7 protein-coding genes are annotated in these 14599 nt (G+C 42.5%); 5 read left to right on the forward strand and 2 right to left on the reverse strand.

What is annotated here, in order from left to right:
- Window positions 1-10 precede the first annotated feature (10 nt).
- Complete coding sequence (locus K7G75_RS02450; protein ID WP_222982418.1) at window positions 11-3043, reverse strand: aminotransferase class III-fold pyridoxal phosphate-dependent enzyme; 3033 nt, start codon at window positions 3041-3043, stop codon at window positions 11-13.
- A 2-nt stretch (window positions 3044-3045) separates the two neighbouring features.
- A complete protein-coding gene (locus K7G75_RS02455) occupies window positions 3046-5061 on the reverse strand; it encodes an MGH1-like glycoside hydrolase domain-containing protein (protein WP_222982426.1) in 2016 nt (671 codons plus the stop codon).
- A gap of 313 nt (window positions 5062-5374) precedes the next feature.
- On the opposite strand from K7G75_RS02455, the gene K7G75_RS02460 reads away from it, so the two are divergent.
- From K7G75_RS02460 to K7G75_RS02480, 5 genes are all read left to right on the forward strand, one after another.
- Window positions 5375-5935: an RNA polymerase sigma factor gene (locus K7G75_RS02460; protein ID WP_222982428.1), complete on the forward strand. Its 561-nt coding sequence runs from the start codon at window positions 5375-5377 to the stop codon at window positions 5933-5935.
- Window positions 5936-6051: 116 nt separating this feature from the next.
- Window positions 6052-7176, forward strand: coding sequence for a FecR family protein (locus tag K7G75_RS02465; protein ID WP_222982430.1), 1125 nt, complete (start codon window positions 6052-6054; stop codon window positions 7174-7176).
- Between the two features lie 181 nt (window positions 7177-7357).
- Window positions 7358-10642, forward strand: coding sequence for a SusC/RagA family TonB-linked outer membrane protein (locus K7G75_RS02470; RefSeq protein WP_222982432.1), 3285 nt, complete (start codon window positions 7358-7360; stop codon window positions 10640-10642).
- A 34-nt stretch (window positions 10643-10676) separates the two neighbouring features.
- Window positions 10677-12197 (forward strand): RagB/SusD family nutrient uptake outer membrane protein, encoded by a 1521-nt coding sequence (locus K7G75_RS02475; RefSeq protein WP_222982434.1) that lies wholly within the window; start codon window positions 10677-10679, stop codon window positions 12195-12197.
- A 110-nt stretch (window positions 12198-12307) separates the two neighbouring features.
- Window positions 12308-14599 (forward strand): TIM-barrel domain-containing protein, encoded by a 2292-nt coding sequence (locus K7G75_RS02480; RefSeq protein ID WP_222982436.1) that lies wholly within the window; start codon window positions 12308-12310, stop codon window positions 14597-14599.

The following is a 14599-nucleotide window of genomic DNA, read 5'->3' on the forward strand; positions in this document are numbered from 1 at the left end:
TGAATTGGTTTTAGATTGATGCCTGCATAAAATCTTCGGCAAAGATTTTTCTTAGGTAGAAAATCAGTTCTTTGGCATTTTCGATTGAAAAGACAATGGGAGGTTTAATTTTCAGGACATTATGGTCTGGACCGTCGGTACTCATCAAAATGCCATGGTCTTTCATTCGGTTGGCCAAATAGTCGGCTTGGTCTCCCAGCGGATTCAGGTTGGAATCCACCAACTCGAAGCCCAAAAAGAGTCCTTGCCCCCGCACATCTCCCATAATTGGAAATTCTGCACTTAGTTTTTTCAATTCTGCCTTAAGGAAGTTCCCCACGGCAAGGGCATTTCCCTGCAATTTTTCCCGTTTCACGGTTCTGAGCACCTCAGCTCCAATGGCACAGGACACCGGATTCCCTCCAAACGTATTGAAGTACTCCATGCCATTGGCAAACTTTTCAGCCACTTCTTGAGTACATGCAACTGCAGCCAAAGGGTGTCCATTACCCAACGGTTTACCTATGGTAACAATATCCGGGATTACATTGTGCATTTGGAAACCCCAAAACGTTTTGCCCATACGACCGCAGCCCACCTGGACCTCATCTGAAATGCAAAGTCCCCCCGATTTTCTCACATTTTCATAGGCCAAGGGCAGAAATCCATCTGGGAGTTCAATTTGACCTCCGCAACTTATTATGGGCTCGATGATAAAAGCACCCACACCCCTGCCTTTGGCATGAACGGCATCGATTTGGTGCTGTACTTCTTCTGCATACTGCTTTCCAGTATCTGTTCCTCTATATTTTCCCCGAAAAGCATCTGGCAGTGGAAAAATATGGGTATGCTCTGGTGCACCTGAACCGCCTTTTCCATCAAATTTATAGGAACTAATATCGATACACATGTTGGAGTTGCCATGATAGCCCACTTCCGAAGCAATAATATCTCTTTCACCTGTGACCGCTTTGACCATTCGAATGGCCAGTTCGTTGGCTTCACTGCCCGAATTCACAAAGTGAAGCACTGAAAGTTCCTTTGGAAGGGTTTCGAGCAGTTCTTTTGCCAAGGCATTAATATTTTCGTGCAAATAGCGGGAATTGGTATTGAGAAGTGCCATCTGCTCTTGACCCGCCTTCACCACGGCATGGTTTTCATGCCCAACATGCGCAACGTTGTTCACCGTGTCCAGATATTTTCGCCCCAAATCATCAATCAAATAAGCTCCTGAGCCACGTACCATTTTAATGGGTATTCTGTACTGCAGGCTCAGGCTTTTTCCCAGATGTTTTCTTCGGTAGCCAAGCAAGGCATTGTTGCCGACATTTTGTGGAGGTTCCAAATTCTTGATCTTGAACAGTTGATTTGGGTCGGGGCACAATGCTTTCCAAACAGCTAATTGATTGGGATAGGCTACACCAGGAAAATCATCTTTATATCCCAGCAATGACAGCATAATTTGAAAATGCAGATGGGGCACCCAGTTTCCATTCTCTGGAAAATCGCCCAAAACACCTATGCTTTCCCCTTTTTTGATTTTGTCCCCATTTTTGTTTTTGGTTGCACTTTCCGGAGATAGATGCCCATACAGGGTATAAAATTCAAATTCTCCAAAACTATGTTTTAAAATCACCAATCCGCCATATTCCTTGTCTCCGTCATCATTTGTTGCAGTAACTACCTCCCCATCAAACATTGCATGTACATGAGTATCTTTTGGCAGCCAAAAATCGATTCCAAGATGCACTGTCCTGCTTTCACGTCCGCTATTTCCCATTTTGTCGTAGGAAGATGAAGTGTACAATGCCCTTGGTTCCAAATATCCGCCAGCGATAACTTTGTTAGGATGTTCTTTCTGAAGTCTATCAAATTTGAATTGAAGCAAATCCAAATCATTGAATTCGTCTTGATGCCCAACCCATAAACTGGAAACACTTAAATCGACCTGAAACACATCATTCCCAGGAGCATTTGGAAACAGGGATTGTAATGAAAAGCTATTTTCTTCTGTCCATTGATCAAACTTCTCTTTTTTAGGGTGTGCATCAAACCCGCAAGCTTGCCTAAAACTGTAATGGGCAAAATCCGGATTGATTCCAAACCATTTTCTAAGTACCTCCCAAGCTGGTTTTTCACTGACCAATAAATAGGTGTTGTCCGGCTCTTTGATTTTGTTCTGCGCAGATTTGGTGACCGAAATAGCCAATCGCATGGCAATGGCCACATATAAATGTTCCAATTCTTCTTCCAGTAAGGGAAAAGTGGAATGGTATCCTTTTACAATCGGTAAAGCTGCGTCCAAGGCATCATTATGACCCATAACGGCATAAGCACAGGCAATGGCCACGTCGTTGATGATTTGGGTATGCACCGAATCGCCATAATCTATAAATGCCCTGACCCTTGGGTTCACCAAATCGTCAGTAACAATAATATTGTTATCGTTGGCATCGTTGTGCACCACGGCCTTTCTAAGTTTTTTGTACGATTCTCGGTTTTTCTCGAAAAGCTCGATGAAAAATGAAAGGATTTTCTTTTCCCCTCCATCGAATAAATCCAAATGTGGTTTTATCCAAAGGGATTGGGCAACATCCCATTCAAATTCACGATGCGCTTGGAGATGGTCAAAACCTTGAAGTGCTGTGGTCAATAGGCCACATTGTTCGCCCAAGGTAAAACGTAAATCATCCAATTTTGGATTGACCTTGCTCCAGATACGCCCTGGAATCCAACTGAGCAGACGGACCTTTCGAGTATTTCCATGGGTATCCAAATATTCAGAAATCTCCTGTCCATTTTTATCCATAACCACAAGGGGAGAAATTAAATCTTTACCCTTCCTTTCTACATATTGCAGCAACTGTTGCTGATAGTCTAGATAATCCAAATCTTCATCGGTGCGGGAAACTTTTAGGATATATCCATCGCCCCTTGCTGTTTTTATCCTAAAATTAAAATCAATCTCACCGGGCAAGGGAGTTGCATTGCCTTCAATATTGAACAATTGGCGGGCAATATTTTCTGCTTGCCCAGGTGCAATTTTCAGTGTTAGGTATTCCATTTTTATTCGTCGCTTGTCAGCATCATTAATAAATGTGCGGCACTCCAACTAAAGTTGGGCGCATTGAGTCCCTTTCCGGTCAAAGGGTGATAATTTTCATAAATCGGCGAGCCTTTGTCCAAAAGTCCTTCCGCTCCATTCAATAATTTTACTGTGGCCTCATCGGCTTCTTGGCCAAAACCATAGTTCCGAAGACCCTTTATTCCAAAATAGGCTTGGTCCAACCAATTGGGACCTCTCCAATATCCTTTTAAGGGATTGAATTTGGGATGGTCCGCAGCCATCGTCTGAAAAGGTACCTTTACATAGAACTTTTTCGGGTCCATCATTTGGGCTTTGACGGCTTCAGCCTGTTGTTGCGTTGCCGCTTTGGCCCAAAGGGGAATCCAACCTTCGCTTCCTGCTCCTTTTATAAATGTATCACCTTTTAGGTTTGTGTCATAGAACCATCCGTCGTCGTCGTCAAAAAATTGTTGTTGGATGCGTTCCTTCAATATTGCAGCCTCATCTTTCCACATTTTGGCTTCTTTATTGTTTTCCAATACTTCCGCTAAAGTTGCCAGATGTAATTTTTCCGCATAGAGATAGGCGTTCAAGTCCACACTTTCTTGATCAAGGGAAAACGCATTTTCCGAATTTTTCAGGATTTTGGAGTCATCAAAACGAATGGCATTGTCCATACCACTCTCCCATTTGGCCGCAATCAAAGTACCGTCCGTAGATCCGTATTCGCAAAGTCCATCTTGGTCGTGATCACGATCTGCATACCACCAATTGTGGTATTTTACCAGTTTGGGGTACATTTCTTTGACAAAACTGGTATCCGAATCCTTCTCCATTATTTTGGCGACGGCCCAAGCTGAAAGCGGTGGCTTAGTGTCGCGATAATTATGTGCTTCAATCGTGGTATCGCGATAAACGCAGTCCACAATAAATCCATTTTCTCTTTGAAAGTCGAACATGGCCCTCATCTGATCCTTTGCCAGTTCTGGATTGTAAAGTGACAGCCCTACGGCATGTTTCCAGGAATCCCATGACCAAAATCCATGGAACCATTCATAATGATAGCTTGGAAACAATCCTTGGTGCTTGAGTTCGCCGGCAGGAATTCTCCAGTTATTTTGTAATGTCAGATGTGCCTTGGAAACCAATTGCTCATAAACACTGTCCCTAAAATTGTCTTTCAAATTTTTGCCAAGGGCAGAAAGTTCCCTTTCTTTTTCCCTTTGTCTGAATTTTAAAAGTGTATCAAAATCGACCTGTGAGATTTCCCGCTTCTCTTCTTCCCAAGAATACTCGGGAAAAATGAAAGTCTGCGAGACCAAAAAGGATTTCGAATCCCCGGGCTCCAGCGTAAATTGTTCTGAGCTGGCATTGAAAGAGGATTCATTCTCCACCGAAATGTCCATAGGCTTATTCAAAAATTGAATATACCCGACGGCATCACTCTTTCCGGAAACCAGTTTTAAGCGGTCTTCTTCTTTTGAAATATGTAGGTCAAGGTCGAAAAGGGTTCCCAAAAAATGGGCCTTTAAGGTTACGGGAGCTTTTGATCTATTGGTCACGACACTGCGCTGAATGGCGGTATGGCCTGATTTAAAGACCAATTGCTGCCAAATGCCCAACAAGGAATCCGCAAAAACCTGTTCCAATTGTCCGGTAAAGCTCTTTTGGGTGACCAAAGCATTTTTCCAGCCCAAAACTTTATTGCCATTGATAGATAGTTGCAAATTACCCAACCCTTGACTCGCCCAAACCCCATTTTCCTGAGTCATTAAAAATGGACCGGAAAAACCAATACCATTGTCCGTAGCATCTTGAAGGCCGTAGGCGAACCATGCACCCAGATCGGAAAACATCAACATGCTTCGATCACGGGGGGTTTTGGGAACTCCAATATAGTCAAGGATGTTTTCGGAAACCTCATATTTTTTTTGGGGTTCCTGAATCTGTATATTTTGTTCGCAGCCGAACAAAACCAAAATTAAAATAAGGTAAGTGAAGATATATTTGTCCATAGTTCTGCTGTCATATGAGATTTACATGACTCGGTTAAAGGTGAAAATTCCTTCAAGTGCTATACGAACGATATGATAAAACACAACGAAAAGAAAAACGTTGCTCAAATTGGACAAGACCAAAGTACAAAAAAATCCATTTTAACAAGGGCCAATGTTTAAAATCATAGTTAATTCATACTTTTAATATTGCCATTTTAAAAAGGGAAAGCATTGAACGGATATATTGTAACTGCAAATCCAGTTGTTTTGCATTGGCACAAAAGTCTTATGCAGGGAACAAAGTTTTAATTCGTTTTTAGCCTGAATTATTTTGGATTCAAACTCAATCTTAGAAGAAATAAAAAACCGAAATCGGTTTGTCTTCAAAAAATTTTTTGAAGACGCTTATGAAGAATTGGTCCATTATGCCAATAGCTATCTTTTTGATCAGGGTTGGAGCGAGGATATTGTACAAGAAGTGTTTATCCATATTTGGGAAAAAGCAGATGATCTGGATATCAAGACTTCTTTAAAGGGTTATCTCTACGCAATGGTAAGGAACAAATGCCTCAACTTTCTGAAAACCTTAAAAATTACAGATAATACCAAGGTTTTGGATGTGCAATCCATGATCAGTTCAGACTATAATTTGGAGTTTTTCTCCGATGAAGATCTCAAAATTATTCATCATCAATTGCTAAAGGCGGTGGAGGGCCTGCCAGCAAAGATGCAGCAAATCGTCAAAATGCGATTCATAGAGAACTACAAGTATGTAGAGATTGCCAACGAGCTAGGCGTTTCGGTGAACACGGTCAAAACACAATTGCAGAGGGCCAAATTGAAAATAGCCCAACAAATGACCTGTATAATCACTTTACTGATTACTCAATAAACCCCAATTTTATTGGGATATTCACTCTTTTGGCATCAAATTTTTAAGTTTTTGTCATTTTTTTGTCACCCGTTTTGAGATTTTGGTTGTCTTAAGAAAAAGCAACTGGAATTATAATGGAGTTTAAGTTAATTCTCAAGAAACTAAACAACAACCTTACTCAAGAAGAAGAAGAAATCTTTAATGCTTGGTATTCCGAGTCGGAAACCCATAGACTCTACTATAAAAAAGTAGAGGAAAGCTATTCAAAAGCTCTGGATATTGTGGATATTCGAAAGGGATGGGAAGCCATCAACTCAAAGATATATCCGAAAAAGGGGGTGTCTAGGTATTTAAAATATGCGGCGGCGGCCATTGTTTTAGCTTTGCTGAGCCTCCCCTTTGTACTCACAAATCAAGAACCTACCACACAGCCAGCTATCAGTGTTGGCAACACTGTTATTGAAATTGGCACCGATAAGGCAACTCTGACCCTGGAGGACGGAACAAAAGTGCCTTTGGAAAAAGGCAAAGCGTTCAACACCCAAACACTGACCAGCAATGGGAAGCAGTTGGTATACAAATCCAAGGCCGATAAGACAGAGCCCTTAAAATACAACACGCTTACCATTCCCAGGGGTGGACAATTTTATCTTGTTCTTGCAGATGGCACCAAGGTGTGGTTGAATTCAGATTCGGAATTAAGGTATCCGGTTACTTTTGCCAGCAATCTTCCACGAAAAGTGGAACTGTTGTATGGCGAGGCTTACTTTGAAGTATCCCCGAGCACCGAAAACAATGGCACCCACTTTTTGGTTGCCACCCAAGAGCAAGAAGTCGATGTTTTGGGCACTGAATTCAATGTCAGGGCCTTTAAAGAAGATAAGTTCATAGAAACTACCTTGGTCAACGGGAAAGTTGCCGTAAAAAATGGCGGTAACATCAGCAATTTGACTCCTGGCTATCAGTCCAAATTGGACAAGGGCACACAAGAAATAAGTATTGCCAAGGCAGATGTGCGCAATGTTATCTCATGGAAAGATGGTCTGTTCAGTTTCAAGAACATGCCCCTGAAAGATATTATGACCGTGCTTTCCAGATGGTACGACGTTGATGTGGAAATCGTGAACGAAGATGTTTCAAAGATTACCTTCAACGGGGTGTTTAACCGAAATCAAGATTTGGAAAATATTCTTTCCATAATACAAAATACGAACGAAGCGAAATTAACAACTAAAGGAAAAACAATTATGGTAGAATAAAAAAAGGGGACGGAGCTTAGACCTGGACAATTTAAACTTCCATCCCCAAGTCGATCAATTAATTAAATATTAACTAACTAACGCAATCAAATTTATGAAAACAAAATTTGTTGGGCCACCTATTTCATATAGGAACAAGCTATTACTTGTCATTATGAGGACATTCATTTTCTTATTTTGCATGACAACCTTTGGTTTTACCGCCAAAATCGGATTTTCCCAAGACAAAAAAATCGTTATTAAATCCACCGAGGATCTCACCGTTGAAGAAGTATTTGACCTTATAAGAGAGCAAACCGATTATTCCTTTATTTACAGATCCGATCTTTTTGAGGACGCGCCAAAGGTTAAGGTAGAAAAAGGACGGACAAAAATAAGTGTGTTACTTCAGAAGACCTTATCCTTTGCCAATTTTGATTATCAGGTGTCTGAAGATGGGTCAATTCTGTTAACCAAATTGCCAGAACCTGTGACCCCAATAGTGGAGAAACTACAGCGGACCATTTCAGGTGCGGTTACCGATAAGCAGGGTGCCCCGTTACCAGGTGCCACTGTCAATGTTAAGGAAGACTCTTCCGTTGGCACCCAGACAGATTTTGATGGAAATTACACCATTGAAGTCGACGGAGGGGCTGTCACACTTGTATTCAGGTATCTGGGATTCATCTCTCAAGAAGTTGTAATAGGTAACCAGACCTCAATCAATGTTACGCTTGAGGAGGATGCACAGGGGCTTGAAGAAGTTATCTTGGTTGGTTTCGGCACACAAAGAAAAGCCGAGGTAACCGCATCCATTTCATCGGTAAATGTTGCTGAAATACAAAAAATACCCACTGCAGATGTTGCAACATCATTACAAGGCCAGGTAGCCGGTCTTAACGTCGCCATAGCAACTGGTGCTCCAGGTAGTGATCCTGTGATTAGAATTAGGGGATTGGGTACAATTGGCAACAACAATCCCTTGGTGGTGATCGATGGTATTCCAGGAGACCTATCATACATAAACCCGTCGGATATTGAGGATATCAGTATATTGAGGGATGCCTCAGCGGCCACAATTTATGGATCAAGGGCATCCAACGGAGTCGTCATTGTGACAACCAAGAGGGGTAGAACAGGTGACCCGAAGGTTACCATAGGTTCGTATGCAAGTACACAATGGTTTAGCAATAATGTAAATGTGGCCAACAGGGACCAACATAATCAGATTAAATTGGAGGCTTTTGCCAATGGCGGTGAGACTCCTGCACCCTACTTGACCAACGGTCAGCAATATGCCGATTCTGATTGGGTTGGTGCTTATATAGATAATGCCTTTGAGCAAAAACACGACATTGGCATATCTGGAGGTACCGAAAACATGAAATACAATTTTTCCGCCGGTTACTTCGAAAATACTGGAACTGTTGTCAATACAGGATTTGACAGATTAAGTACACGATTGAACGTAGACTTTGATCTACTCGATGGAAGGTTGAAAATTGCTCCTGGAATAAGTTATACCCGTGAGAACACAAGGGGTATTTTTGAACCCATTGGAGGCGGTAATGCCAGTTTCTCTCCATTTTTGCAGATTTACCAACAGTTGCCCCATAAATCTATTTTTGATTCCAATACCCTTAACGGTTTTGCGGTTCCACCACCCGAATTGGGTTCGGGAAACCCTGTTGGCGAGTCGGAATTGGAAGACAGGAAAGATCAGGACGATTACATGCAGTTCAACGTAACTGCCAAACTAAAGCTTTTTGATGGATTGGATTATCAGTTCCAGTACGGGGCTAACATAGAGAACACCCATTTTGCCTTTTTTCTGCCGACCTATAACTTTGGGCCACAGGCCGTCAATGACAGACCCTTTTTGTCCGAAAACCGATCCAGGACCAACGAATGGACCCTTAACAACACTCTTAATTACAGAAAATCTTTCGACAAGCACGATTTGGAAGTATTGTTGGGTATTTCAAGGGAGAAAAGTGAGTTTAGATCCATAGGAGCTTCAAACAACGAACTGGCATCAGACCAACTAAGGGCATTAAGTGCGGGTATCGGAGATGAATCCGCTTCGGGATTCAATTCGACAAGTACGCTGCAATCCTACTTTGGTCGATTGAGCTATGACTTTGACAACAAATATTATGTACAGGGAAGTATTCGGCGCGATGGATCATCACGCTTTGCGGAAACCAACAAATATGGAACTTTCTATTCCCTTTCTTTGGGATGGGCTGTTCACAACGAGGCCTTCTTTGATTCAGATTTAATAAGCCAACTTAAGCCCCGTTTTAGCTATGGAACCTTGGGCAACCAATTGATCGGTGACCATTTGTTCTTGGCCAGGGTTGGTTCCGGAGGCGAACAGCTAAACTATCCCTTTGGTGAAGGACAAAGTCAACCCATCGTTGTAGGCTCCATAGCCACTTCATTGCCTACTCCAGATATACAATGGGAAGAAACTTCTACAACAAATTTTGGTCTAGATCTTGGGCTGTTGGAGAACCAAATCAAATTTTCCTTTGATTACTTCACCTCCGAAACAACCGACATGTTGGTCCGTGTACCCATTCCGGCAACTTCCGGGATCACCACTTTTCCATTGACCAATGGAGGAAATTTGGAGAACAAAGGCTGGGAATTTTCAGCATCCTACAACAATGGTTCCAACAGCGATTTTACTTATAATGTAAGCGCGAATATAAGTGGCTCCTCCAATGAAGTAACCAAATTGGGGATTGCCGGAGAGTCGTTCACCGATGGATTCATAGAATTTAACAACTTCCCTACCACCCGTACTGAAGTTGGTGGCGAAATAGGTCGCTTCTATCTGTTCAAGGCTGATGGAATCTTCCAAACCCAGGCAGAAGTTGATTCACATGGCGTACAACCCAATGCGGCACCTGGCGATATCCGCTTCGTCGACACTAACAATGATGGGGTCCTTGACGACGACGATAAGCAATTTATGGGCAGTGGGCTTCCGGATTTTGAATACGGAATAAACCTGAATGCATCTTACAAGAATTTTGATGTAAGTCTGTTCTTTCAAGGCACGCATGGCAACAACATCTACAATGGTGTGAAAATGTGGTTGTATCGTACTGACCGAAGCAATATGTCGGCCGATCTGGTCAATGCATGGTCTCTACAGAATACTGGAAGCAACATCCCTAGGAACGTATTTGGTGATCCCAACAATAACATCCGCCCATCCAGCTACTTCCTGGAAGATGGTTCCTATTTCCGGTTGCGAAATCTACAGGTGGGGTACACTTTTCCAGAGAAAATAATGGATAACCTTCCTTTGGGATCTATACGATTGTATGTAACAGCGACCAATTTGTTCACCATTACCGATTATTCAGGTTTTGATCCCGCACTGGGCAATGGTGGAACTTTTACAAGAGGTGTTGATAGAGGTTTCTATCCGTTGTCCAAGTCCCTTATTTTGGGATTGAACGTATCACTTTAATCGAAAAAAAATGAACCTAAAAATAGTTATGACCATGAAAAAGAATAAATATTTGATCATAGTATTCTGTGCGCTTTGGGCGCTTGGGTCTTGCAGCGATGATTTTATTGATGTTGAGAATAGGGAAGTACTAACAGAGGAAAGCTTTTGGCAAACCGAGGAGCATGCCTTGCAAGCGCTTACATCCACATATGCTGCATTGCACAGTTCAAGCGGTAGTAAATGGGCCTTTTTTGAGGAAATGTATACCGCAATGGCCTATAGAGGGGACGACATGGTGAACAATACCGCTGAAATATATAGCCGTTCCATTGCCAACTTCACCAATACCACTGAGGAAAGCGGCCCTTTTAATATTTGGAGCGCAGCCTACGCAGGCATTGGTAGGGCAAACCAGGTTTTGCAACAAGTTCCAAACATGGAGGCCCTTTCACAAGAGTCCAAGGACGTTATCATGGCGGAAGCCAAGTTTTTAAGGGCATACTTTTATTTTTGGCTGGTCACCGGTTTCGAGAATGTGCCCTTGGTAACCACCTATGAGGTAGATCCTGAAAATCTTTTTCCAAGTCAGGCCACTACAGCCGAAATATGGGCACAAATGGAGAAAGACCTCTCAGAGGCAGAGCTGGATATGGTGCTTGAGCATAGCGGCGAATGGAAAGGGCGGGCTACCCAGGGTGCTGCGAAAGCCCTGTTGGGAAAAGCTTACCTGTTCCAAGAAAAATGGGCTCAGGCAGAAGCCAAATTTGCAGAGGTGGTGGCCATGGACTATGCCCTACTGGAAAACTATGAGGACAACTTTAATGGTAGAGCCGAAAACGGTAGTGAAAGTGTCTTTGAAATCCAATTTACGGGAGACAGATCCAACGGAAACGATGAGCGACAAGTTTTCAATTTTGAGGTTTCCCCATACGCTTTTGGTGGTTGGGAACTTTTTTATCCTTCCCAGTGGTTGGTCGATGAAATGAAAACGGACGTAGATACCAACGGAAATCCTAGCGAAAGAGTGTACGCCAGTATTTTCTTTGACGATCCCGGTTCAGAAATGTACAGTAGGGATACCGATGAAAATGTCCCATATACCGATGTGGCGGGTGATTTGAACCACCCCAAGTACTTCAAAAAGTATTCCTTTAATGAAGACACCAATTTCTATAACGGAACCAATATTGCCGTTATTCGTTTCGCCGACGTACTGTTGATGTACGCCGAGGCATTGAACGAAAATGGCAAAACCGCCGAGGCCATTGTCGAAATCAATAAGGTTAGGGAAAGAGGCGGGGCAGTGCCTCTCGGAGCATTGACCCAGAGTGCATTAAGAACACAGATCAGACATCACGAAAGACCCGTGGAACTTTCAATGGAGTTTGGCATCAGGTGGTTCGATCTATATAGATGGCAACGTGGTGGCACGGCAACGGAATCTATAAAGACAACACTTGAAAACCATGGAAAGCCCTTTGCGGAAAACTTCCAGGACAAACACATTCTGTTCCCAATACCATTACAGGAAATAAACATCAATGAAAACCTCAATCAAAATCCTGGTTGGTAGCAAAACATATAGTTTGAGTTAGTTTTTTTTCAAAATCACCCAGGGATAAGTTGTGTCTCTGGGTGATACCTTTACAACCTCCCCGAAAATTAATTTTATCAATATCAGCAATGGCCAACAAAACAAAGTTCATTGTATTGCCCATCATAATTGTATTGTTTGTGGCTTGCAGCACCAATCCTACAAAAAAGCACGTCGTATACGACGGATATGCCACCAAAATCTATTTCGCAGATTCCATTGAGGTTTCCTTCTATGGGCCCACCATGTTTCGATTTAGGACTTCGGCGTTGGACAGCCTAAAATTTCCAAAAAAATATGAACTCCCATTTTTGATTGGGCATTTGGAACCTTGGGAAAAAGTGGATTGCAGTTTTGAGGAAAATCAGGAAAACTATCAAATTCAAACTTCCAAGATTAAACTGATTATTGACAAGAACACTTTGGATTGGACCATTTTTGATATTGATTCAAAAAAGATATATCCTTCCGAAGGCCCTGTTTATGGTATGTTCAAAGATGGGTATTCAAAATTTGACAATGCAAGTGCATTCAACGAATACAATCTCAACAGTAGATATTCCCATTGGTTTTACAACCAGGAAACTAAGAGCTATACTGATACTTTTGTCAAGGACAGCCTCATAAAAGATGCGTATTTTATCTACGGTTCTGACTATCCCAGTATTTTTAAACAATTCAACGATTTGGTGGGTCCAGAACCGCTTCTTCCCAAAAAAGGTTATGGTTTTTTTCAGACCCAGCATTTGAGCTGTTCTGGTAATCAAGATGATTTTATGCAGGTAGCCCATTTATTTAGGGAAAAGGATATTCCCTGCGATAACTTGATTCTTGACTTTGGTTGGGGAGATGCCTGCATTGGGGACAAGGAAATCACTTGGGGCAGTAGCTTGGATTGGTCCGAAAACTATATACATCCGCTTTCTGCGGGGCAAATGATAGATTCCCTAAAAAACATGGACCTGGATTTGATGCTCATCCATCACAACGCTCCCAATCACCCCAACCGGATAAACCATGGTTGGACCGAGACCCTTTTTGACGAAGAGGTTTGGTGGAAGCGATACAAGGAAAAACTGGATATGGGCATTATGGGCACATGGCAAGATACCCGACGCAACAACATAACCGATGCCGAAATCTGGAACGGCACCCAAGACTATATCGGCGAAAATAAAAGGGTGTTGTTCATGGGATGCCGAAGGATGCAAGAAACCAACCCTTGGGACGATGGACCAACCCAACTGCCCGTAAACGCCATGATCGGACAAAGACGGTATCCCTTTAGGTGGGTCGGCGATTCCGACTTTACATGGTCGGAGATGAAATGGCAGATAAACGCCATCACCAACACCCATGGATCCATGAAAGGAATATCCCACCTTACTTGGGATGTCTATGGAAAAACACCTCTGATCCAAGCCCGTATGAACCAGTTTGTCGATTTTCTGGGGGTGTCCCGTTCCCACAATTTAAAACCTTGGTCCGTGAGTTCAGATATCAATCAATGGAAAGAACGAATTGTCATCGAACGCTCTTTGGTCAAATCCGACAATCAGGAAAATGCCGAACGAATGGCGATGGATGGTGAATATACCGCCGAAAATAGCATCCGAAGGCACAGAAAATTGAGGTATCGTCTCTTGCCGTATATCTATTCTTTGGCCCATGAAAACTATTTAGAGGGAATGCCCATGTGTAGACCAATGCTTTTGCAATACCCATATGACGAGCAATGCAATGCAAACCAGTGGCCCTACCAATATATGTTTGGACCTTCGCTGTTGGTCGCCCCTGTTTATCATCCAGGGCAGGTCCATGAAATCTATCTTCCAGAAGGACAGTCATGGTACGATTACTGGTCGAAGCAAAAGTTTGAAGGTGGACAAGTTATCCAATACGATTCAAGCGACCCAGATAAATTGCCCCTTTTTGTTCCTGAAGGTGCCACTCTTTATTATGGAAAGGAAAGAAATTGGATAGAACCCGGAGAACAGGATGAAACACTATGGGTCGAGATATATCCAGGTCAAAATGGGGAGACAACTATTTATGAAGATGATGCACAGTCCATAGCTTATCAAAAACGTGCATTTTCAAAAACCAGAATCCATTGGAAAATGGAACAAAAAACGAGCGTACTCAAAGTCAACATTGATGGGGCGGTTGGGGATTTTAAAAACAAGCTATCCAAAAGAACATGGAAAATAAGGATTTTGGATGCCAAAAACCGATTTAGTTCCGCTACTTTAGATGGAAACTCATTGCCTTTTGAAACACCATCAATCATAGACAAAACGCTGTTGGCAGACAATAGTGGATTTAAGGAAATTACCCTAAGTGCAACTTTGGACAAGGACATCGAAATCACATTTCAATAG

The organism is Flagellimonas meishanensis, assembly GCF_019880545.1.
GTDB classification, from domain to species: domain Bacteria; phylum Bacteroidota; class Bacteroidia; order Flavobacteriales; family Flavobacteriaceae; genus Flagellimonas; species Flagellimonas meishanensis.